This window comes from Streptomyces sp. NPDC048481 (assembly GCF_043200075.1).
Taxonomy (GTDB): Bacteria; Actinomycetota; Actinomycetes; order Streptomycetales; family Streptomycetaceae; genus Streptomyces.
In genome coordinates this window covers 1,186,541-1,209,016 of the sequence record NZ_JBICXC010000001.1, presented here as the reverse complement: position 1 = coordinate 1,209,016, position 22,476 = coordinate 1,186,541, and the positions used below count along the sequence as shown (strand labels likewise).

The following is a 22,476-nucleotide window of genomic DNA, read 5'->3' as shown; positions in this document are numbered from 1 at the left end:
GCCCAACCGGGCGGGCGCCAGGTCGTCGGCGGGACGGGGACGCCGAAGGCCCGCACCTCGGGAGGTGCGGGCCTTCGGGTACTGCCGGTTACTACTGGTACCGCCGGTTACTGCTGGTTGCTGGCGCTACTGCTTGCCTGCTCAGCAGCCGACTCTCCCGGTGGGGGAGGTCAGCTCTGGCCGCCGGCGAGCTTCTCGCGGAGCGCGGCGAGCGCCTCGTCCGAGGCCAGCGCGCCGGAGGTGTCGGCGCCCTCGGAGGAGTAGGAGCCGCCACCGCTCGCGGCCGGAGCCGCACCGGCGGCTTCGCCGCCCTCGGCGGCAGCGGCCTCGTCGGCCTCGCGGGACTTGATGACCTGGGCCTGGTGCTGCTCGAAGCGCTGCTGCGCCTCGGCGTACTGGCCCTCCCACGCCTCGCGCTGGGTCTCGTAGCCCTCGAGCCAGTCGTTGGTCTCGGGGTCGAAGCCCTCGGGGTAGATGTAGTTGCCCTGGTCGTCGTACGACGCGGCCATGCCGTAGAGCGTCGGGTCGAACTCGACCGAGGCCGGGTCGGAGCCGAAGGACTCGTTGGCCTGCTTGAGGGACAGCGAGATCCGGCGACGCTCGAGGTCGATGTCGATGACCTTGACGAAGATCTCGTCGTTGACCTGGACGACCTGCTCCGGGATCTCCACGTGGCGCTCGGCCAGCTCGGAGATGTGGACCAGGCCCTCGATGCCCTCGTCGACGCGGACGAACGCACCGAACGGAACCAGCTTCGTGACCTTGCCGGGGACGACCTGGCCGATCTGGTGCGTGCGGGCGAACTGCTGCCACGGGTCTTCCTGGGTCGCCTTCAGCGACAGGGAGACGCGCTCGCGGTCCATGTCGACGTCGAGGACCTCGACCGTGACCTCCTGGCCGACCTCGACGACCTCGGAGGGGTGGTCGATGTGCTTCCAGGACAGCTCGGAGACGTGGACCAGACCGTCGACGCCACCCAGGTCCACGAAGGCACCGAAGTTGACGATCGAGGAGACCACGCCGGAGCGGACCTGACCCTTCTGGAGGGTCGTGAGGAAGGTCTGGCGGACCTCGGACTGGGTCTGCTCCAGCCAGGCGCGGCGGGACAGGACCACGTTGTTGCGGTTCTTGTCCAGCTCGATGATCTTCGCCTCGAGCTCCTTGCCCACGTAGGGCTGGAGGTCGCGGACGCGGCGCATCTCGACGAGGGAGGCCGGAAGGAAGCCACGGAGGCCGATGTCGAGGATGAGACCACCCTTGACGACCTCGATGACGGTACCGGTGACGATGCCGTCTTCTTCCTTGATCTTCTCGATCGTGCCCCAGGCACGCTCGTACTGAGCGCGCTTCTTGGACAGGATGAGGCGGCCTTCCTTGTCCTCCTTCTGGAGGACGAGGGCCTCGATCTCATCGCCGACGGCGACGACCTCGTTGGGGTCGACGTCGTGCTTGATGGAGAGTTCGCGGCTCGGGATCACGCCTTCGGTCTTGTAACCGATGTCGAGCAGGACCTCGTCCCGGTCGACCTTCACGATGACGCCGTCGACGATGTCGCCGTCGTTGAAGTACTTGATCGTTTCGTCGATCGCGGCGAGGAAGGCTTCCTCGTTACCGATGTCGTTGACCGCAACCTGCGGGGTGGTGGCGGTGGTCTCGGTGCTGCTCGTCATGTGGGAAAGGGCTCCGGTTACGGACAGAAAGTCGTAGGTACTGCTACGCCGGGAGCCCGTATCGCTCTGAAGAAGCCGGACAGCCAAGGAAGCGCCCCACCAGAGAACTGGTGACGACGCCTCGAGAACCGAGGGGACTACAACAGATGCGAGCGCAGCCTGCTACGTCTGAGGTGCGCAGGCCCGCAGCGCAACTTGTAGCATACGGGGGCAGCCGGGCAGGGTCAATGCGCGAAGGCGCACACCCGGGGCGGATCACCGCATACCCGGCACACAACCTTTCTCCCGAGGCCACGCAGGCAAGGGCGAAGCCCCTTCGGTGACACCTTGGTGCCGCCGTCGGGCGGGTTGCACGGAAGAGTACGACGAGGGAGCCGATCATCCAAGAGCCCGCATCGTCCGAGACGGCCTTCGAGCCGGAAGCCACCCGACGTGACGCCGACGTCACCGAGAGCACCCGGGCCAACCGGGGCTGGTGGGACCGCAACGCGGACGAATACCAGATCGAGCACGGCACTTTCCTGGGCGACGACCGCTTCGTGTGGGGTCCGGAGGGCCTGGACGAGGTGGAGGCGGAGCTGCTCGGCCCGCCGGAGGAGCTGAAGGGGCGGGCGGTGCTGGAGATCGGCGCCGGCGCGGCCCAGTGCTCGCGCTGGCTCGCCGCGCAGGGCGCGCTGCCGGTCGCCCTGGACATCTCGCACCGCCAGCTCCAGCACGCGTTGCGCATCGGCGGCGCGTTCGGGCTGGTGTGCGCCGACGCGGGCGCGTTGCCGTTCGCGGACGGCTCCTTCGACCTGGCGTGTTCGGCGTACGGGGCGCTGCCCTTCGTCGCGGATCCGGTGCTGGTGCTGAAGGAGGTGCGGCGGGTGCTGCGGCCGGGCGGCCGCTTCGTGTTCTCGGTGACGCATCCGATCCGGTGGGCGTTCCCGGACGAGCCGGGCCCGGAGGGGCTGACGGTGTCGTCGTCCTACTTCGACCGCACGCCGTACGTGGAGCAGGACGAGCAGGGCCGGGCGGTGTACGTGGAGCATCACCGCACGATCGGGGACCGGGTGCGCGACGTCGTGGCGGGCGGGTTCCGGCTGGTGGACCTGGTGGAGCCGCAGTGGCCGTCGTGGAATTCGTCGGAGTGGGGCGGCTGGTCACCGTTGCGCGGCAACCTGATTCCGGGGACGGCCGTCTTCGTGTGCGAGCGGGACTGAGCGCGGAGCGGGCGGGAGCGGTGGGGCGGGCGGTGCGGCTGCCTGCGGTGGCGCACGCGCGTGGGGGGCGTGTCCGGCCGCGTACGACACTGGGGGCGTGATCCTCCGTGACGACGCCCTGGACGCGCTGCCCGTGCGGGCGGCCCTGCCCGCCCTGAACGACGCGCTGGACGGGCACGGGGCGGCGGTGCTGGCCGCCCCGCCCGGGACGGGCAAGACGACGCTGGTGCCGCTCGCCCTGGCGGGGCTGCTGGACGGGGGGCCGGCCCGGCGGGTGGTGGTGGCCGAGCCGCGGCGGATCGCGGCGCGGGCGGCGGCCCGGCGGATGGCGTGGCTGCTGGGCGAGCGGACCGGGCAGGCCGTCGGGTACACGGTGCGCGGGGAGCGGGTCGTGGGGCGGCACACGCGCGTGGAGGTCGTCACGACCGGTGTCCTGCTCCAGCGTCTTCAGCGTGACCAGGAGCTGACGGGCGTGGACGTGGTGGTGCTGGACGAGTGCCACGAGCGGCATCTGGACGCGGACACGTCGGCGGCGTTCCTGTGGGACGTGCGCGAGACGCTGCGGCCGGAGCTGCGCTTGGTGGCGGCCTCGGCGACGACGGACACCGCCGGGTGGGCGCGGCTGCTGGGCGGGGCGCCGGTGGTGGAGGCGCGGGGCGCCGTGTTCGACGTCGAGGCGGTGTGGGCGCCGCCTGCGCGTCCGGTGCGTCCGCCGCACGGGATGCGGGTGGATCCGGCACTGCTGGCCCATGTGGCGTCGGTGGTGCGGCGGGCGCTGGCGGAGCGGTCGGGGGACGTGCTGTGTTTCCTGCCGGGTGTCGGGGAGATCGCGCGCGTGGCGGGGCTGCTCGGGGCACTGGACGGGGTGGATGTGCTGCAGGTGCACGGGCGGGCGCCGGCGGCGGTGCAGGACGCGGTGCTGGCTCCGGGGGTGCGCCGGCGGGTGGTGCTCGCGACGTCGGTGGCGGAGTCGTCGTTGACGGTGCCCGGGGTGCGGGTGGTGGTGGACTCGGGTCTGGCGCGGGAGCCGCGGGTGGATCACGCGCGTGGGCTGAGCGCGCTGGCGACGGTGCGGGCCTCGCGGGCCGCGGGGCGGCAGCGGGCGGGGCGGGCCGGGCGTGAGGGGCCGGGGGTGGTGTACCGGTGCTGGGCGGAGGCGGAGGACGCGCGGCTGCCGTTGTTCCCGGCGCCGGAGATCAAGGTGGCCGATCTCGCCTCGTTCGCCCTTCAGGCGGCGTGCTGGGGCGATCCGCAGGCGTCGGGGCTGGCGTTGCTGGACCGGCCGCCGGCGGGGGCGATGGCGGCGGCAGGGGAGCTGCTGACGGTGATCGGTGCGGTGGACGCGGCGGGGGCGGCGACGGAGCGGGGCGTGCGGCTGGCGCGGCTGGGGCTGCATCCGCGGCTGGGTCGGGCGCTGCTGGACGGGGCGGTGTCGGTGGGGGCGGAGCGGGCCGCCGAGGTGGTGGCGTTGTTGAGCGAGGAGGCTCCGCGGGAGTACGGGGACGATCTGGCCGCCGCTCTGCGCGCCGCCCGGCGTGGCGGCGACGCCTATGGCGGGCGGTGGCGAGCCGAGGTGCGGCGGCTGCGTGCCGTCGTCGGCCAGGAGACCCCCCGGCCGTCCGAGGCGCACTCCCCCGGCGCGGCCGGCGACGGGGGCGAGGAGGGTCTTGTGGGGCTCGTGGTCGCTCTCGCGTTCCCGGAGCGGCTCGCCAGGGCGGACGGCGGCTCGTACCTCATGGTGTCCGGGACCCGCGCGGAGACCGGTCCGGGCACGGGGTTGCGGGGGGCGTCCTGGCTGGCGGTGGCGGTCGCCGACCGGCCCGTCGGCCAGGCGCACGCGCGGGTGCGGCTCGCGGCGGCGGTGGACGAGGGGGTGGCCCGTCGTGCGGCCGGTGCGCTGCTGCGGGAGCGGGACGAGGTGCACTGGGCGGACGGCGACGTGGTGGCGCGGCGGGTCGAGCGGCTGGGTGCGGTGGAGCTGGGGGTGCGTGCGCTGCGGGACGCCGACGCGTCGCTGGTGCGCGGTGCGCTGGTGGAGGGGCTGCGGCAGGAGGGTCTGCGGCTGCTGCGGTGGTCCCCGGAGGCGGACGCCTTGCGGCGGCGGCTGGCGTTCGTGCGGGCGCACAGGGGGGACCCGTGGCCGGACGTGAGCGACGAGTCGCTGCACGCGCGCGTGGACGAATGGCTGGAGCCGGAGCTGGGCCGGGCCCGGCGGCGGGCCGATCTGGGGCGGATCGACGCCGGGCAGGCGCTGGGACGGCTGCTGCCGTGGGCGTCCGGCGAGGCGGGGCGGCTGGACGAGCTGGCGCCGGAGCGGATCACCGTGCCGAGTGGGTCCGCGATCCGGGTCGACTATGCCGATCCGCAGCGGCCGGTGCTGGCGGTGAAGCTTCAGGAGATGTTCGGGATGCAGGAGTCGCCGCGGGTGGCGGGGGTGCCGCTGGTGGTGCATCTGCTGTCCCCGGCGGGGCGTCCCGCGGCCGTCACGTCCGATCTCGCGTCGTTCTGGCGGGACGGCTACCGGGCGGTGCGGGCGGAGCTGCGGGGCCGCTATCCGAAGCATCCGTGGCCGGAGGATCCGGTGGGCGCGCAGGCGACGCGCCACACCAACGCGCGGCTCAGGCGGTGACGGACCGCGGCGCGGCGGGTTCGGCAGGTTCGGCGGGGGCCGGGCGGCGCGGACGGCGGGAGCGGGCCTCCAGGAGGAGGGAGAGGGACGTCAGCGCGCCGCCGAGCAGCAGGAAGCCCCAGGGCAGGTAGGACGTCAGGAGGAGGACGAGGGTGCGGTTGGAGCCGACCAGGGCCACCGTGTGCGCGATGTAGTCCTCGCGCATCTTGACGTGTCCGGCGAACGCGGTGACCTTGGCGCGGCCACCGAGGAGGGTGCCGCCGCGCAGTTCCTCCCGGTGGATCTCCTCGCCGTTGACGGGCGCTCCGGTGACGGGTTCGACCCAGAACCTGCGGACTGTGGTGTACCAGCGGGTGGTGCCGGTCCTGGCGATCGTCTCGGGGGTGATGCCCTGGACGGGCATCGTCCTGGGCATGGGGACCTGGGTCCAGGGGACGGTCTGCTCGAAGTAGTAGACCTTCAGGCCGCGGAAGTCGCGGGTGCCCCGGTAGTGGATGGGGGCGCTGGTGCGGGTCTGGGCGTCGAAGTACTGGTAGTCCCGCTTCTGGGTGAGGAAGGGCCATTTGAACTCGATGCCCGTGCGGCGGACGGGGGCGCCGTCGACCATCTCGCCGGTGGCGTGGACGGGCTCCTGTGTGTGGGCGTCGAAGATGTAGCGCTCGGGGACCTTGGAGACCATCTTGCCGTCGGGTCCCTGGACGTAGGACAGGCCGTCCCAGACGACGACGTCGCGGCCCGCGGTCTTCTCGATCTTCTCGGAGGCCCGCACGTCGCCCTTGAGGGTCTGCACGATGGTGACCTTGGGGACCGTGCGGGCGGTCATGGTGCCGTAGTCGAGGAGGGTGGCGTTCTTCGCCTCCAGGACCATCGTCTGGTACTCGTCGGCCGGGATCTTCGCCAGGCGCGGATAGGCGTACCAGCGCAGCAGCGGGGCGAGCGCCGCGAAGAACACGGCGAGGGCGAGCAGGACCAGGGCGGCGGTGCGGCGCATCTCGGCCTCCTTCGCGGGCGGGGGCTGCGTGCGGGGGCGGTCAGGGGCGGTCAGGGGCGGTCAGGGGTGGGCGGGGACCGTCGTCAGGAGGGGTTTCGGGGAGGTCGTGCCGGTGGGGGTGCCCAGGGCGGTGAGGGCGAGGACGAGGGCGAGGGCGACGGCGAGGCCGGTCGCGGCGGCGATGAGGGCGCGCATCGGGCCTCCCTGCGCAGCGGGCACGGGATCGGCTGCCGGAACCGGCCGGGGCACCGGCAACATTCCTGACAGGTCGTCAGATGCGGCACCGTAGCAACGGGCGCGCGAGATGAGAACACGTCGCACACGACCTGCCGAACGCGGCGACGGCACCCTCGCGTTTCGCGGGGGCGCCGTCGCCGGGGTGCGGGCGGGGTGCGCGTCGTTACGAGCCGGTGGCCGTGGAGGACGACTCGGCGGGCGTCGACGGCGACGCGGTCGGCGTGGACGGCGACTCGCCGGGGTCGGGGCTCGGCGACGTGGTCGCGGCGGCCGTGACGGTCAGTTCGACGGTGAGGGTCGCGCCGCCCTCGGTGGTGATGCGCAGCAGGTACGTTCCGGCGCTGTCGTCGGCGTACAGCTTGGGCAGGTGCAGCAGGCCCTTCGCGTCCGTCGTGACCTGCCAGGTGCGCACGGGATCACCGGCGGCGTCCTTGAAGTAGGGGCCCTTGTCGTTCGCGCTCGGGTCGTCGGCCGACTTGACCAGGGTCGCCGTGGCCGCGACCTTGTCCGCGACGACGCCCTTGTAGGTGGCCTTGACCTCGACCTGGTCGGCGAACTCGCCGCCGGCGACGCAGGTGAGCGCGGTGGTCCCGGTGCGGGCGAGGGCGTCGGCGGCGCGCGCGGTGACGGTGGCCCGGTAGTCGAGCGCGGAGAGCGTGCGCCCGGCGAGGGTGGCGCGGACGGTGAAGGCGCCGGTCTTCTCGCCCGCCGTGAGCGCGGGCGCGAGGGCGACGCCCTTGTTGTCGGTGGCGACCACGGCGACGTTCTCGCCGCCCGCGAAGACGGCGTCGGTGTCGCCGACGATGGTGAAGCGGACCCTGACCTTGGCGACGCCCTTGCCGGCCGCGGTCTGCGCCCGCGCGCTGATCCGCTCGGTGTAGGCGTGGCCCGCCATGGCGGTGAGGGTCGCCGTGCCCGCGTCCTCCAGGTGGTCCACCGTGTCGGTCGGCGTGGGCGCCGGCGGTTTGGGCTTGCCGGGCGTCTGGGTCGGCGGCTTGGGCGGGGTCGCCGGCTTGCCGGGCGTCGTCGGCTTGCCCGGCGTCGTCGGGCCGCCCGGCGTGGCGGGCGTCGCCGGGGCGGACGGCGGGGTGGGCGTGCTCGGGTAGTCGTCGCTGCGGTTGCCGGGCACGCTGCCGGTGCCGTTGGGGATCTCGTGCGTGCCCTTGCGGTAGTACTCCAGCCACGACAGGACGGTGTTGAGGTAGTCCGTCGAGTTGTTGTAGCTGAGGATCGCGGTGCGCATGCCGGCCGTGGTGGCCATGTCCCAGTTGTAGCGGCACAGGTAGTGGCCGGCGGCGAGGGCGGCGTCGTAGACGTTGTTGGGGTTCTTCTTGCCGTCGCCGTTGCCGTCGCGGCCCGCCCACGCCCAGGTGGAGGGGATGAACTGCATGGGGCCCACGGCGCGGTCGTGGATGCGGTCGCCGTCGTAGGAACCGTTGTCGGTGTCCGTGATGTTGGCGAAGCCCACGCCGTTGAGGACCGGTCCGAGGATCGGGGTGACGGTCGTGCCGTCGGCGGTGACGTTGCCGCCTCCGGCCTGACCCGACTCGACCTTGCCGATGGCGGCGAGGAGTTGCCAGGGCATGTTGCAGCCCGGCTTGGCCTGCGCGAGCGCCGCCTCCGCCTTCTTGTAGGCGTCCAGGACGGTCGCGGGAATGCCGGCCTCGGCGGTGCCCGCGGCGACCGGGGCGGTGCTCGCGCCGCTGGTCGGGGCGGGGGCGGGGCTCTTCAGCGGGGGCAGGTCCGTGTAGTACGGCGAGTTGCCGGTGGCGCTGTCGGCGGTGCCCGTGCCCGCGCCGGCGTCGGCGGAGGGGGTGTCGGCGGCGGTCTGTCTGCCCTGGCCGTCGGCCGTGACGTCCGGTGCCTGGGACGCGGCCAGAGCCGCGACGGCCAGTGCGGCCACGGTCGTGTTGACCGCTCCCTTGCGCAGTCTCGTGCCGAAATGCGCCGACATGAAGTGAAACCCTCCCGTGGACGTCGAACGCCCGTCTTCGCCTGTACTGCCGTGCCGTTGCCGGCGCCGGGTCACCCGGTCCGCCCGGAGCCCGGCCGCTGCCTCGCCCTGCTTCTCGTCCTGCTCGTGCTGTCGTTGTGCTGTGGTGCCGGTGGTCACCGTTGCCACTGGTGGGACGGTCCACCCGCCACGAGGGTTGCACCCGCAAGGGGTTTGCCCTGATTTTGTTTCCTTGTCCGACCCGTTCGGGACGCGGCGACCCAGGCGACCCTACGACAACTTCTTTTGGACCGGCACCCGTTCGAGCGCCGTTTTCACCGGCTGCTCACGTGCCGTCGGCCCGCGAACCGTGCCCCGCATACTGGACGTCGTCCGAAGTCCGGGCCGCTCGGGCCCGCCAACGTCCGCCTCGGGGAGCACTGTTGCCGTTCACGCTGAGTCATGCCGCGGCCGTGCTGCCCGCCGTACGCGCCGACGGGTCCGGCCGCGGGCGGCTGGCGCCGGCCGTCCTGGTGGCGGGGTCGTTCGCTCCGGACATGACCTACTACGCGGCGAGCGTCCGGCCGGAAGCGATGGAGTTCGGGGACGTCACGCACTCCTTCGCCGGAGTGTTCACCGTCGACGTGGTGATCGCCTGGGCACTGGTGGGGGTCTGGTCGCTGGTGCGCGAGCCCTTGGTGGCGCTGCTGCCGCGCGGCCGGCAGGGCCGGGTGGCGGCCCTGACCCGCTGCGGTTCGCCCCGCGCGCGGGTGCGGCCCCCGCTCCTGCTCAGGTGGTACGTCAGCGCGGCTGTGGGTGCGCTGACGCATGTGGTGTGGGACGCGTTCACGCACCTCGACCGCTGGGGCATGCGCCTGTTTCCCGTCCTCGGCGAGCAGATCGCCGGTTCGCCGCTGTACTGGTACCTGCAGTACGGGGGGTCGGCCGTGGCCGCGGTCGTGATCGCCTGGTTCGTCACGCGCGCGTTGCGCCGGGCGCCCGGCGCGGCACGACCGGCGGGCGTCGCGCTGCTCTCGGCGCGGGACCGCTGGTGGGCGGGCGCCCTGATCGCCGGGTGCGCGCTGGTCGCCGCGGTGCGGAGGGCGACACGGTGGTGGCAGTACTGGGGCGCGCGCGAGGCCAGGCCGTGGGAGCTGGTGCCGACCCTGTGCTTCGGTGCGGGCGCGGGTCTGGCGCTGGGCGTGCTGCTGTACGCCGTCTGCGTGCGGCTGTGGCGACGGCCGGCCGTTGCGGACGGGAGCGCCGCACGGCGGGGCGGGACGGCGGGCGCGGAAGCGGACGCGGACGCGGACGCGGACGCGGACGCGGACGCGGACGCGACCAAGGACACGGCCGTGGGCACGGGCGCCGGCGCGGTCATAGGTGCAGGCGCAAAGGGGACCGCGGGCCCTGAAGCGGGCGCCGGGGCCGGAGCCGGGGGGAATGCGGTCAGGGGGCGGTGGGTCGGTCCGGGCGGCGTCTGACAGGCGGCGCGGTCACGACGAAGACGGCGATCGGGCGGTTCCTGCGGGGTCCGAGAGGCCTGAGCGGCCTGAGGAGGCCGAGGAGCCGTTCGAGGACGCCGAGAGCGAATGCCGGCAGGGCGCGCACCGCCTCACGCCACGGACGCCTGACGCCGCCTCGCGGCAGCACCCGCAGGAGGAGCGGGACCAGCCGTGCGGGCACGAGGCGGGCCGGATCCGGACGGCGCGGGTGCCCGGCGGCCCCGCGCAGGGCCCGCAAGGCCGAGCGCAGCACCGTGGCGGGGGTTCTCGGGATCCGGGGGGTCGCGGCGCGGGGCGCGAGGGCGGGGCGTGGACGTCTCCAGGGCGCCGTGCCGGGTTCGGCCCGGGTGCCGGCGGCGGCCGTGGCGTGAACGCGTGCGTGGGCCTTGCGGCGGTGAAGCATGCGTATACCCATGGCCGCATCCTGGCGGTCGGCGGCGGCCGGGGGCCTGTTCTCGGCGGCCACGCGGGTGAGGGCCCTTCGGGGGATGACCGGCGGTGACGACGCACACCGAGGGGGCGGCGGCTCGACGCGGGCGGGGAAACGGAGGCCACGGGCAGAGGGGAACGGAGACGGAGGGCGGGCGCCGGCCGGCTCGAGTGCGGGCGCGAGAGGCCCGGAGAGGCGCGGAAAGGCAGGGAGGGGCCCGTCCGGCGGACCGGGCCCCTCCCTGCCTCCCTGCTTCTCTGTCGGACTTCCCGGCTTCCGCGGCCGGCGCCCGTTCTAGTGGGCGGCCGACTCCCAGTCCGGGCCGGCGCCCACCGACACGTCCAGCGGGGCCCGGAGGTGGACGGCGCCGGCCATCTCGCGGCGGACGAGTTCCTCCGCGGCTTCCCGCTCGCCGGGGGCGATCTCCAGGACGATTTCGTCGTGGACCTGGAGCAGCATGCGTGAGGAGAGGTTCGCGGCGCGCAGGGCGGCGTCCACCTTGAGCATGGCGATCTTGACGATGTCGGCGGCGGTGCCCTGGATGGGGGCGTTGAGGGCCATGCGCTCGGCTGCCTCACGGCGCTGCCGGTTGTCGCTGTTGAGGTCGGGCAGGTAGCGGCGGCGGCCGAACAGGGTGGCGGTGTAGCCGGTCGCCCGTGCCTCGTCGACGGCGCGGCGCAGGTAGTCGCGGACGCCGCCGAAGCGCTCGAAGTACGCGTCCATGAGGGCGCGGGCCTCGCCGGCCTCGATGTTCAGCTGCTGGGACAGGCCGAACGCCGACAGTCCGTACGCCAGGCCGTAGGACATGGCCTTGATCTTGCGGCGCATCTCCGCGTCCACCGCGCCGCGTTCGACGCCGAACACCTGGGAGGCGGCCGTGGTGTGGAGGTCCTCGCCGGAGGTGAAGGCCTCGATGAGGCCGGCGTCCTCGGAGAGGTGGGCCATCACCCGCAGCTCGATCTGGCTGTAGTCGGCCGTCATCAGCGACTCGAAGCCCTCGCCGACGACGAAGCCGCGGCGGATGGCGCGCCCCTCGTCGGTGCGGACGGGGATGTTCTGCAGGTTGGGGTCGGTGGAAGACAGCCGGCCGGTCGCGGCGACGGTCTGGTTGAAGGTGGTGTGGATGCGGCCGTCGGAGGCGATCGTCTTGATCAGGCCCTCGACCGTGACGCGCAGTTTGGCCTGCTCGCGGTGGCGGAGCATGACGACCGGCAGCTCGTTGTCCGTCTGGCCGGCCAGCCAGGCCAGGGCGTCGGCGTCGGTGGTGTAGCCGGTCTTGGTCTTCTTCGTCTTCGGCAGGCCCAGCTCGCCGAAGAGGACTTCCTGGAGCTGCTTGGGCGAGCCGAGGTTGAACTCGTGTCCGGCGGCGGCGTGGGCCTCCTTGACGGCCTGCTGGACGGCCCCGGCGAACATCTGCTCCATGGCCTCCAGGTGGGCGCGGTCGGCCGCGATGCCGTGGCGTTCCATGCGGGCCAGGAGCGCGGAGGTGGGCAGTTCCATGTCGCGCAGCAGGTCGGTGGCGCCGACCTCCTCCAGACGGCCGCGGAACGCTTCCCCGAGGTCGACGATCGTGCGGGCCTGCACCATGAGGGCCTCGGCCTCGGCGCCGTCGTCCGCGCCGAAGGCGAGCTGGCCGTCGGCCGTCGCGGCCGGGGCGAGTTCGCGGCCCAGGTACTCCAGGGACAGCGCGTCCAGGTCGAAGGAGCGGCGGCCGGGCTTGACCAGGTAGGCGGCGAGGGCGGTGTCCATGAGGACGCCGGCGACGGACCAGCCGTGCTCGGCGAACACGCGCATGGCGCCCTTGGCGTCGTGCAGGACCTTGGGGCGGTCGCCGGCGGCGAGCCAGGCCGCCCACGCGTTCTCGTCGGTCTCGTCCAGTTCCGCCGGGTCGAACCAGGCGGCGGCTCCGCCGGTCGCGGCGAGCGCCACCTCGGCGACCGAGCCCGCGCCCAGCGCCCAGGTGTCGACGGTGGCCACGCCGAGCGTCTGCGTGCCGTGCTCGGCGAGCCAGCCGGCCAGCTCGCCCGTGGCCAGCACCGTGCCCTCCAGCTCCACGCCGGCGGTGATCACCGGGGTGGCCTCGGCCTCCACGCCGCCGGGGTCGACGGCGAACAGCCGCTCGCGCAGGGACGGATTCCTGATCTCCAGGGTGTCCAGGATCATCGCGACGGCCGTGCGGTCGTAGGGGGCGCGCTCCAGCTCGGCGACCGCCTTGGGCAGCTCGACGTCACGGACCATCTCGGTGAGGCGGCGGTTGAGCTTCACGGCCTCCAGGTGGTCGCGCAGGTTCTGCCCGGCCTTGCCCTTGACCTCCTCGACCCGTTCGACGAGCTGCGCGAACGAGCCGAACTGGTTGATCCACTTCGCGGCCGTCTTCTCGCCGACGCCGGGGATGCCGGGCAGGTTGTCGGACGGGTCGCCGCGCAGCGCCGCGAAGTCGGGGTACTGGGCGGGCGTCAACGCGTACTTCTCGAAGACCTTCTCCGGGGTGAACCGGGTCAGCTCCGAGACGCCCTTCGTCGGGTACAGGACGGTGGTGTGCTCGGACACCAGCTGGAAGGAGTCGCGGTCGCCGGTGACGATCAGGACCTCGAAGCCGGCGGCCTCGGCCTGGGTGGCGAGCGTGGCGATGACGTCGTCGGCCTCGAAGCCGTCCACCGCGAACCGGGAGACGTGCATCGCGTCGAGGAGCTCGCCGATCAGCTCGACCTGCCCCTTGAACTCGTCGGGCGTCTTGGACCGGTTGGCTTTGTACTCGGTGAACTCCTCCGAGCGCCAGGTCCTGCGGGAGACGTCGAAGGCGACCGCGAAGTGCGTGGGCGCCTCGTCACGCAACGTGTTGGCGAGCATCGACGCGAAACCGTAGATCGCGTTCGTCGGCTGACCCGTCGCGGTGGTGAAGTTCTCCGCGGGCAGCGCGAAGAACGCGCGGTACGCCAGCGAGTGCCCGTCCATGAGCATCAGGCGCGGGCGGCTTGCGCCGGTGGGGGTCTCGGTCGTCTTCGCTGCTGTCTCTGCCACGCCCCCGATCCTGCCACGCCGCACTGACACTCGGCTCCGGCCGCCGCGGACCCGCCCCGTCCCGCCGTCGTCCGCTTGTCCGCCGGTCCCCGTGCCTCCCCGCCCCGGCCCCGTCTTCCCGGCCCGGCACCGCCCGCTCGCCCGCTCGCGGAGTCTTCCGGGGCACGTGAGCAGCACCACACGGGATCGTTGTCGGCGCCGCGTGCGAGGATCGCTGCGGCGGCGCGCACGGCATGACGCGCGCCCTGCCCGCCGGAGGGCCTGTACGCCACCCGCCCACGGCACCCCGCCCACTCGGGACGGCCCTAGGGACACGGCCCGCACACAGGTCGAAGGAGAGCGCGCGATGGCATCGAAGCCGCCCAAAGCCGATCCGGTCCAGGACGCGCCCCGGGTCGCCGGGCCCCAGCACGCGGCGGCGGGCCTGCCGGCCGTCGGGCACTCCCTGCGGATGGCCAGGCAGCAGATGGGCGTCAGTCGCACCGCGCTGACACTGCTGCGCGTCAATCAGAAGGACGGCTTCGACTGCCCCGGCTGCGCCTGGCCCGAGCCCGAGCACCGGCACACGGCGGAGTTCTGCGAGAACGGCGCGAAGGCGGTCGCCGAGGAGGCCACCCTGCGGCGGGTCACCCCCGAGTTCTTCGCCGCGCACCCCGTCGCCGACCTCGCCGGACGCAGCGGCTACTGGCTCGGCCAGCAGGGGCGGCTCACCCACCCCATGTACCTGCCCGAAGGCGCGGAGCACTACGAGCCGGTCACCTGGGAGCGCGCCTTCGACATCATCGCCGAGGAGACGGCCGCCCTCGCCTCTCCCGACGAGGCCGTCTTCTACACCTCGGGCCGCACCAGCAACGAGGCGGCGTTCCTCTACCAGCTGTTCGCCCGTGAACTCGGCACCAACAATCTGCCGGACTGCTCCAACATGTGCCACGAGTCGTCCGGCTCGGCCCTGTCGGAGACGATCGGCATCGGCAAGGGCAGCGTCCTGCTGGAGGACCTCTACCAGGCCGACCTGATCATCGTCGCCGGCCAGAACCCGGGCACCAACCACCCCCGCATGCTCTCCGCCCTGGAGAAGGCCAAGGCGGGCGGCGCGAAGATCATCAGCGTCAATCCGCTGCCCGAGGCGGGCCTGGAGCGCTTCAAGAACCCGCAGACCCCGCAGGGCATGGTCAAGGGCGCCTCCCTCACCGACCTGTTCCTGCAGATCCGCATCGGTGGCGACCAGGCGCTCTTCCGCCTCCTCAACAAGCTCGTCCTGGAGACCGAGGGCGCGCTCGACGAGGCGTTCATCGCCGAACACACCCACGGCTTCGAGGAGTTCGCCGAGACGGCCCGAGCCGCCGACTGGGACGAGACGCTCACCGCGACCGGCCTGAGCCGCGCACAGATCGAGGAAGCCCTGCGCATGGTGCTCGCCTCACGGCGCACCATCGTCTGCTGGGCCATGGGCCTCACCCAGCACAAGCACTCCGTGCCCACCATCCGCGAGGTCGTCAACTTCCTGCTCCTGCGCGGCAACATCGGCCGCCCCGGCGCGGGCGTGTGCCCGGTGCGCGGCCACTCCAACGTGCAGGGCGACCGCACCATGGGCATCTTCGAACGGCCCGCACCGGCCTTCCTGGACGCCCTGGAGAAGGAATTCGGCTTCGCGCCCCCACGCGCGCACGGCTTCGACGTGGTGCGCGCCATCCGCGCGCTGCGCGACGGAGAGGCGAAGCTGTTCTTCGCCATGGGCGGCAACTTCGTGTCCGCCTCCCCCGACACCGACGTCACCGAGGCCGCCATGCGGCGCGCCCGGCTGACCGTGCACGTGTCGACCAAACTGAACCGCTCGCACGTCGTGACCGGGGCGCGCGCCCTGATCCTGCCGACCCTCGGGCGCACCGAGCGCGACGTGCAGGGCGGCGGCGAGCAGTTCGTCACCGTCGAGGACTCCATGGGCATGGTGCACGCCTCCCGCGGCCGGCTCGCGCCCGCGAGCGCGCACCTGCTGTCGGAGCCCGCCATCGTGTGCCGCCTGGCGCGCCGGGTGCTGGGCGAGCGCAGCGCGACGCCGTGGGAGGAGTTCGAGAGGGACTACGCGACGATCCGCGACCGCATCGCGCGCGTGATCCCCGGCTTCGAGGACTTCAACGCGCGCGTGACGGACTCCGACGGCCGCCCCGGCGGCTTCACCCTCCCGCACGCCCCGCGCGACGAGCGCCGCTTCCCCACGGCCACCGGAAAGGCCAACTTCACGGCCGCGCCGGTCGAGTACCCGAAGCTGCCCGAGGGCCGCCTGCTGCTCCAGACCCTGCGCTCGCACGACCAGTACAACACCACGATCTACGGCCTCGACGACCGCTACCGCGGCATCAGGAACGGCCGCCGGGTCGTCCTGGTCAACGCCGAGGACGCGCGGGCCCTCGGGCTCGCCGAGGGCGGGTACGTCGACCTGGTGAGCGAGTGGAAGGACGGGGTGGAGCGGCGCGCGCCCGGCTTCCGGGTCGTGCTGTACCCGACCACGCGCGGGTGCGCCGCCGCGTACTACCCGGAGACCAATGTGCTGGTCCCGCTGGACGCCACCGCCGACACGAGCAACACCCCGGCCAGCAAGTCCGTCGTGGTCCGTCTGGAACAATCGGCCACCGACTGAGCGTTTGCTCAGCGACGCCGGATGTGATCGACGAACGGAGCAGGACCCCATGGGCGAGCAGCAGCACGTGAAGTTCCCGCAAGAGGTCATCGACGAGTACGCCGCCCTGGGCATCGACATCGCCGCCCTGTTCTCCGCCGGGCATCTCGGCTCCCGCATGGGCGTGCAGATCGTCGAGGCGTCCGCGGACCGCGTCGTGGGCACCATGCCCGTCGAGGGCAACACCCAGCCCTACGGACTGCTCCACGGCGGCGCGTCCGCGGTCCTCGCCGAGACCCTCGGCTCGGTCGGCTCGATGCTGCACGGCGGCAGCGCCAAGATCGCCGTCGGCGTCGACCTGAACTGCACCCACCACCGCGGCGCCCGCTCCGGCCTGGTGACCGGCGTCGCCACCCCGGTGCACCGGGGGCGCTCCACGGCCACGTACGAGATCGTGATCAGCGACGAGGAGGGCCGCCGCGTGTGCACCGCCCGGCTCACCTGCCTGCTGCGCGACGCCCCCACCGCCACCAGCTGACACCCAGCGCCGGACACCCGACGCGGACACCGGACGCCCGACGCCCGGACGCCGGACGGCGGCCCTCGCGGTCACCTTCCGGCCCCCGGCGCCCCTGCGGGGCCGCCGCATCGCCACGCCGCCGCACCCCCGCACCCCCGCACCACCAAGAGCGGACGTCCGGCAGCCGGCGCGCGGCGCCCGCGGCCGCCGACCCACGCCCGCCGACCCGGGGCTGCGCCACCGTTGCCCGGCGCCGCTCCGGCGGCCTAGCGTCACGGCATGACGACGGCGAGCACACCGGGAGCGAGAGCGACGGCACGACGGCTCGCGCCGGCCCTGCTGGCGGCGGCCTTCGCGGCGGCGACGGTGACTGCCTGCGACGACGGCGGCCCCGAACACGCGGCGACCGCCTCCCCACCCCCGGCCACCTCTGCCCCGTCCCCCACCTCCGCCTCCACCTCCCCCGAGGAGCTGTGCACCCGGATCGTCGCCCACTGGTCGCGCGCCATGCTCGACAGCGACACCTACGGCGACTACCAGTCCATGGGACTGTCCAACGGCCAGTACGACATCCTGCGTTCGGTCGTGGACGCCGCCCGCGCCGAGAAGAAGCGCCAAGGGCAGGCGGCCGCCGAGAAGTTGATCGCCCGTCAGGCCCACACAGGCTGCGTCGACCGGTATCACTCCGGCGACCCCGGCGAAGGCCCGTGGCAGTGAACGCCATAGGCCCGGTCGAGCCCGGCGAGGGCACCCGGGACCGACCGCCCGGCGTTCCGGTACCCCACGGGCCCGCGGCCTGGACGCTCACCGGGTTCTACGCGGCCCACCGCCGCGCCGCCCACGGCCTCCTCGCCACGGCCCTCCTCCTCGCCGGCTGCGGCTACCTGTACGCGACCCGGCCGCCCGCCCCGCGCCCCGTCAGGGCCGAACTGCCCTTCCCCGCCCAGACCGTGGACATCAGCTACCTCGGCCAGACCACCGTGCCGCCCGGCGCCCGGCCGCGCACCTTCGCCTTCGAAGTGCTGCTCGGGGTCGAGTCCGGCCCCGCGGTCACCGTGACCCGGCTGACCCAGCCGTACGACGGCCTCTCCGTGACCTCGACCCCACGGCCGCCGTTCCGGACGAAATCGGGCGCGGCCCGCAAGATCGTCGTCACCATGCACGTGACGGAATGCGAAAAAGTGCCGAGGGACGCCGGACTCCCTTTCCTGGATGTAACTCTACGTAATACGCGCGCAATGCAGGTGCAGAGTTTCATCCTGGGCCCCCGCTATGCCCGTGACCTCTCCCACGCCCTACAGGTAGCCTGCAGCAACGGTTTCCCGTAATCACCAAAATGCTCGAGACACCTGACGACACCCGAGGTCGTCCTGCACATTCTCACCATGCGGACAGGGCGAATCGGCGTGAATTCCTCCGTTCCACCCACCAAGTACCGCTCTGCATTACCTCGTGTCATAACAAGAGCGTCACAGCCTTCGTCAGACCCTCCTCCACGTTCCCTTCACCCGCTTAGAGTCACGCCCAGTCACCGCGCGGCTGGAATACCCCTCCAGGTCAGCGCTCGACTCGGCCTCTTCCAGCGGGGAGAGCCGCCCAGGGAAAGGACTGGAACGTGCGTCAACGTTCGCTCATCGCCATCACCGCCGCGCTGTCCGCGGGAGCACTCACCCTCACCGCCTGCGGCTCGCGCGACAGCGACGACAAGGGCTCCGACAGCGGCGGCGGCACCACCGTCACCATCGGCGTCGACGCCCCGCTGACCGGCGACCTGTCCGCGCTGGGCCTCGGCATCAAGAACTCCGTCGACCTCGCCGCCAAAACGGCCAACAAGCAGAAGCTCGTCGACGGCGTCACCTTCAAGATCGAGGCGCTCGACGACCAGGCCCAGCCGTCCTCCGGTCAGCAGAACGCCACCAAGCTGGTCGCCGACAAGTCCGTCCTCGGTGTGGTCGGCCCGCTGAACTCCTCCGTCGCCGAATCGATGCAGAAGGTCTTCGACGACGCCAAGCTGGTCGAGGTCTCCCCGGCCAACACCAACCCGGCGCTCACCCAGGGCACCGACTGGGCGAACAGCAAGAAGCGCGTCTACAAGTCGTACTTCCGCACCGCGACCACGGACGCCATCCAGGGCCCGTTCGCCGCCCAGTACCTGATCAACGACGCCAAGAAGAAGAAGGTCTTCGTCATCGACGACAAGAAGACCTACGGCGCCGGCCTCGCCGGCACCTTCACCGCGGAGTTCAAGAAGCTCGGCGGCGCGGTGGCGGGCACCGAGCACATCAACCCCGACAGCAAGGACTTCTCGGCCATCGCCACGAAGGTCAAGAACTCCGGCGCCGACGTCGTCTACTACGGCGGCGAGTACCCGCAGGCCGGCCCGCTCAGCAAGCAGATCAAGGCCGCCGGCGCCAAGATCCCCGTGGTCGGCGGCGACGGCATCTACAGCGCCGACTTCATCAAGCTGGCCGGCGCCTCCGCCACCGGCGACCTCGCCACCTCGGTCGGCGCGCCCGTCGAGCAGCTGCCCTCCGCCAAGGAGTTCGTGGCCAACTACAAGAACGGCGGCTACAAGGAGGCCTACGAGGCCTACGGCGGCTACTCCTACGACTCGGCCTGGGCGATCATCGAGGCCGTGAAGAAGGTCGTCGCCGACAACGGCGGCAAGCTCCCCGACGACGCCCGCGCCAAGGTCACCGAGGCCATGCAGAACGTCTCCTTCGACGGTGTGACCGGCAAGGTCTCCTTCGACGAGTTCGGTGACGCCACCAACAAGCAGCTCACCGTGTACGCAGTCGAGAACGGCACCTGGAAGCCGGTCAAGTCCGGCACCTACTCCGGCTGACCCAGCCCGCATCACGAGCCGCGCGGGGCGCTGTTCCACTGGCGCCCCGCGCGGACCCACATCCGGACACATCCGTCGAAAACATCCGAACGTCTCGGAGGACATGCGGTGAACGAACTGCCGCAGCAGCTGGTCAACGGCCTGCTACTGGGATCCATGTACGGGCTGGTCGCCATTGGCTACACAATGGTCTACGGCATCGTCCAGCTCATCAACTTCGCCCACGGCGAGATCTTCATGACGGGCGCCTTCGGGGCACTCTCCGTCTACCTCTGGGTCGTACCCAGCGGCACGACCATGTGGATAGCCCTGCCGCTCATGCTCATCGGCGCCATCCTCGTCGCCGTCCTCGTCGCCATCGGAGCGGAACGGTTCGCCTACCGCCCCCTGCGCGGCGCACCCCGCCTCGCCCCCCTCATCACCGCCATCGGCCTCTCCCTCGCCCTCCAGCAGGCGGTCTGGGCCTGGTACCCCGAGGCGAAGTCCGCCCGCACCTTCCCCCAGATCGACGGCGGCCCCTTCCACATCGGCGACGTCACCATCCAGACCGGCGACATCTTCCTCCTCGTCGCCGCCCCCATCAGCATGGCCGTCCTCGCCTACTTCGTCATGAAGACCCGCACCGGCCGCGGCATGCAGGCCACCGCCCAGGACCCCGACACCGCCAAGCTCATGGGCGTCAACACCGACCGCATCATCGTGGTCGCCTTCGCCCTCGGCGCCGCCTTCGCCGCCATCGGCGGCGTCGCCTACGGCCTGAAGTACGGCCAGATCGACTACCGCATGGGCTTCATCCTCGGGCTCAAGGCCTTCACCGCGGCCGTCCTCGGCGGCATCGGCAACATCTACGGCGCCATGATCGGCGGCGTCGTCCTCGGCATCGCCGAAACCCTCGCCACCGCCTACATCGCCGACATCCCCGGCATGGACAAGTTCGGCAGCCAGTCCTGGGCCGACGTCTGGGCCTTCGTACTTCTCATCCTCGTACTGCTGTTCAGGCCACAAGGTCTGCTCGGCGAACGCGTCGCGGACAGGGCGTGACACCGATGACCACACAGACCACCACAGCCGGCACCCCCAGCACCCCCACCACCGGGTCGTCCACCGGCCTCATCGGCATCCCCGCCCAGGCCGGCCGCGCCCTCGCAACCGGCGGCGGCGCCCTCACCGTCATCTCCACCTTCCTCGCCTGGACCTGGACCTCCGCCTTCCCCGGCGACCTCACGGTCTACGGCTACCCCGGCGGCCTCCAGGTCCTCGCCCTCATCGGCGGCGCCCTCACCACCCTCTTCGGCCTCTCCTCCTACGGAGTCAAGGGCCTGCGCTGGCTCACCCCCGCCGGCGCCGACGGCGCGCTCAAATTCGCCGCGCTCGCCGCCTACGCCACCGTCTGGTACACGATCATCGCGATCACCGTGGACCTCGGCGGCATCGTCAACCTCGAGCCCGGCGGCATCATCGCCGCCCTCGCCTCACTCGCCGCGCTCCTCGGCGCCCTCGCCCTCCCCTTCGAGCGCCCCGAACCCGAACCCCACGACCCCGACGACACCGGCTGGGAACTCTTCCGCCACCGCCTGCGCAGCGGCCGGGACATCACCAAGGCAGCCTTCTCCGGCGGCACCGCCCGCCCGATCGGCACCCTCCCCTCCTACGCCGAGATCCTCATCATCGTCGCCATCCTCGGCCTCGGCCTCACCGTCTTCACCTACGGCATCGGCACCGAGTACGACGAACTCTTCATCGGCTTCCTCATCACCGCCGGCTTCGGCTTCGCCGCACTCAACAAGTCCGGCCTCGTCAACCAGGCCTCCCAGATCACCGCACGCCACCAGAACATCACCATCTGCGGCGCCTTCGTCGCCGCCGCGATGTTCCCCTTCACCCAGACCGACGACCAGTACGCCACCGTCGGCGTCTACATCCTGATCTTCGGCACCGTCGCCCTCGGCCTCAACATCGTCGTCGGCCTCGCCGGACTCCTCGACCTCGGCTACGTCGCCTTCCTCGGCGTCGGCGCCTACGCCGCGGCCATGGTCTCCGGATCCCCCAGCTCCCCCTTCCACGTCCACTTCCCCTTCTGGGCTGCGGTCCTCGTGGGCGCCGCAGCCTCCCTGATCTTCGGCGTCCTCATCGGCGCCCCCACTCTGAGGCTGCGCGGCGACTACCTCGCCATCGTCACCCTCGGCTTCGGAGAGATCTTCCGCATCACCGCCAACAACCTCGACGGCACCTCCGGCCCCGACATCACCAACGGCTCCAACGGCATCTCCTCCATCCCGAACCTCAACATCCTCGGGTTCGACTTCGGAGCCGAACACGCCATCGCCGGATTCACCATCGGCCGCTTCGCCAACTACTTCTTCCTGATGCTCATCATCACGGCCGTCGTCGTCCTCGTCTTCCGACGCAGCGGCGACTCCCGCATCGGCCGCGCCTGGGTAGCCATCCGCGAAGACGAGACCGCCGCCCTCGCCATGGGCATCAACGGCTTCCGCGTCAAGCTCATCGCCTTCGCCGTCGGCGCCTCCCTCGCCGGACTCGCCGGCACCGTCCAGGCCCACGTCACCTACACCGTGACCCCCGAGCAGTACCTCTTCGCCGGCCCGATCCCCCCCAACTCCGCCTTCCTCCTCGCCGCAGTCGTCCTCGGCGGCATGGGCACCATCAGCGGACCCCTCATCGGCGCCGCACTCCTCTTCCTCATCCCCAACAAGCTCCAGTTCCTCGGCGACTACCAGCTCCTCGCCTTCGGCCTCGCGCTCATCCTGCTCATGCGGTTCCGCCCCGAGGGCCTCATCCCCAACCGGCGCCGCCAGCTCGAGTTCCACGAGGACGCCGAAGCTCCCACCGTCCTGACGAAGGCAGGGGCCTGACCA

Annotated in this window: 14 protein-coding genes and 1 pseudogene; 10 read left to right on the top strand and 5 right to left on the bottom strand. The window is 72.1% G+C overall.

Annotation, left to right across the window (positions count from 1 at the left end):
• Positions 1-170: 170 nt before the first annotated feature.
• The gene (gene rpsA / locus ACGFSH_RS05140; protein ID WP_256920750.1) at positions 171-1,670 is read right to left on the bottom strand and encodes a 30S ribosomal protein S1; all 1,500 of its coding nucleotides are present in this window, start codon (positions 1,668-1,670) and stop codon (positions 171-173) included.
• A 377-nt stretch (positions 1,671-2,047) separates the two neighbouring features.
• On the opposite strand from rpsA, the gene ACGFSH_RS05135 reads away from it, so the two are divergent.
• On the top strand, positions 2,048-2,872 hold the full coding sequence (locus ACGFSH_RS05135) for a class I SAM-dependent methyltransferase (RefSeq protein ID WP_393345492.1): 825 nt from the start codon (positions 2,048-2,050) through the stop codon (positions 2,870-2,872).
• A 100-nt stretch (positions 2,873-2,972) separates the two neighbouring features.
• Complete coding sequence (gene hrpB, locus ACGFSH_RS05130; RefSeq protein ID WP_393345490.1) at positions 2,973-5,501, top strand: ATP-dependent helicase HrpB; 2,529 nt, start codon at positions 2,973-2,975, stop codon at positions 5,499-5,501.
• On the opposite strand, the gene ACGFSH_RS05125 is transcribed toward hrpB, so the two are convergent.
• The 3 genes from ACGFSH_RS05125 to ACGFSH_RS05115 all read right to left on the bottom strand — a co-directional run bounded on the left by ACGFSH_RS05125 (position 5,491) and on the right by ACGFSH_RS05115 (position 8,683).
• On the bottom strand, positions 5,491-6,492 hold the full coding sequence (locus tag ACGFSH_RS05125; RefSeq protein WP_393345080.1) for a DUF3068 domain-containing protein: 1,002 nt from the start codon (positions 6,490-6,492) through the stop codon (positions 5,491-5,493). The two genes, hrpB and ACGFSH_RS05125, sit on opposite strands and share 11 nt — an antisense overlap.
• A 60-nt stretch (positions 6,493-6,552) precedes the next feature.
• Positions 6,553-6,687 (bottom strand): SPW_0924 family protein, encoded by a 135-nt coding sequence (locus ACGFSH_RS05120; protein ID WP_393345078.1) that lies wholly within the window; start codon positions 6,685-6,687, stop codon positions 6,553-6,555.
• Between the two features lie 205 nt (positions 6,688-6,892).
• On the bottom strand, positions 6,893-8,683 hold the full coding sequence (locus ACGFSH_RS05115; protein ID WP_393345076.1) for a lytic transglycosylase domain-containing protein: 1,791 nt from the start codon (positions 8,681-8,683) through the stop codon (positions 6,893-6,895).
• A gap of 422 nt (positions 8,684-9,105) precedes the next feature.
• Here ACGFSH_RS05115 and ACGFSH_RS05110 point away from each other — a divergent pair.
• A pseudogene (locus ACGFSH_RS05110) lies at positions 9,106-9,954 on the top strand (DUF4184 family protein); the annotation flags it as partial.
• 937 nt (positions 9,955-10,891) lie between these two features.
• Here ACGFSH_RS05110 and polA read toward each other — a convergent pair.
• Positions 10,892-13,618: a DNA polymerase I gene (polA, locus tag ACGFSH_RS05105; protein WP_393345074.1), complete on the bottom strand. Its 2,727-nt coding sequence runs from the start codon at positions 13,616-13,618 to the stop codon at positions 10,892-10,894.
• 346 nt (positions 13,619-13,964) lie between these two features.
• Here polA and ACGFSH_RS05100 point away from each other — a divergent pair, with 346 nt between their 5' ends.
• From ACGFSH_RS05100 to ACGFSH_RS05070, 7 genes are all read left to right on the top strand, one after another.
• The gene (locus ACGFSH_RS05100; protein ID WP_393345072.1) at positions 13,965-16,256 is read left to right on the top strand and encodes an FdhF/YdeP family oxidoreductase; all 2,292 of its coding nucleotides are present in this window, start codon (positions 13,965-13,967) and stop codon (positions 16,254-16,256) included.
• A 49-nt stretch (positions 16,257-16,305) separates the two neighbouring features.
• Positions 16,306-16,773, top strand: a complete 468-nt coding sequence (locus tag ACGFSH_RS05095; protein WP_393345071.1) for a PaaI family thioesterase — start codon at positions 16,306-16,308, stop codon at positions 16,771-16,773.
• Positions 16,774-17,034: 261 nt separating this feature from the next.
• Positions 17,035-17,472, top strand: a complete 438-nt coding sequence (locus ACGFSH_RS05090; RefSeq protein ID WP_393345069.1) for a hypothetical protein — start codon at positions 17,035-17,037, stop codon at positions 17,470-17,472.
• Positions 17,469-18,083, top strand: coding sequence for a Tat pathway signal sequence domain protein (locus ACGFSH_RS05085; protein ID WP_393345067.1), 615 nt, complete (start codon positions 17,469-17,471; stop codon positions 18,081-18,083). The genes ACGFSH_RS05090 and ACGFSH_RS05085 overlap by 4 nt, the downstream gene beginning before the upstream one ends.
• Positions 18,084-18,370: 287 nt before the next feature.
• Positions 18,371-19,600 (top strand): branched-chain amino acid ABC transporter substrate-binding protein, encoded by a 1,230-nt coding sequence (locus tag ACGFSH_RS05080; RefSeq protein ID WP_393345066.1) that lies wholly within the window; start codon positions 18,371-18,373, stop codon positions 19,598-19,600.
• A 108-nt stretch (positions 19,601-19,708) separates the two neighbouring features.
• On the top strand, positions 19,709-20,641 hold the full coding sequence (locus tag ACGFSH_RS05075) for a branched-chain amino acid ABC transporter permease (RefSeq protein ID WP_256920677.1): 933 nt from the start codon (positions 19,709-19,711) through the stop codon (positions 20,639-20,641).
• 5 nt (positions 20,642-20,646) lie between these two features.
• A complete protein-coding gene (locus ACGFSH_RS05070) occupies positions 20,647-22,473 on the top strand; it encodes a branched-chain amino acid ABC transporter permease (RefSeq protein WP_393345064.1) in 1,827 nt (608 codons plus the stop codon).
• Positions 22,474-22,476 lie beyond the last annotated feature (3 nt).

Bases quoted from the DNA above. Each gene is read 5' to 3' on its own strand.
- rpsA (WP_256920750.1), bottom strand. From the start codon at position 1,670: ATGACGAGCAGCACCGAGACCACCGCCACCACCCCGCAGGTTGCGGTC.
- ACGFSH_RS05125 (WP_393345080.1), bottom strand. From the start codon at position 6,492: ATGCGCCGCACCGCCGCCCTGGTCCTGCTCGCCCTCGCCGTGTTCTTC.
- ACGFSH_RS05120 (WP_393345078.1), bottom strand. From the start codon at position 6,687: ATGCGCGCCCTCATCGCCGCCGCGACCGGCCTCGCCGTCGCCCTCGCC.
- ACGFSH_RS05115 (WP_393345076.1), bottom strand. From the start codon at position 8,683: ATGTCGGCGCATTTCGGCACGAGACTGCGCAAGGGAGCGGTCAACACG.
- ACGFSH_RS05100 (WP_393345072.1), top strand. From the start codon at position 13,965: ATGGCATCGAAGCCGCCCAAAGCCGATCCGGTCCAGGACGCGCCCCGG.
- ACGFSH_RS05095 (WP_393345071.1), top strand. From the start codon at position 16,306: ATGGGCGAGCAGCAGCACGTGAAGTTCCCGCAAGAGGTCATCGACGAG.
- ACGFSH_RS05090 (WP_393345069.1), top strand. From the start codon at position 17,035: ATGACGACGGCGAGCACACCGGGAGCGAGAGCGACGGCACGACGGCTC.
- ACGFSH_RS05070 (WP_393345064.1), top strand. From the start codon at position 20,647: ATGACCACACAGACCACCACAGCCGGCACCCCCAGCACCCCCACCACC.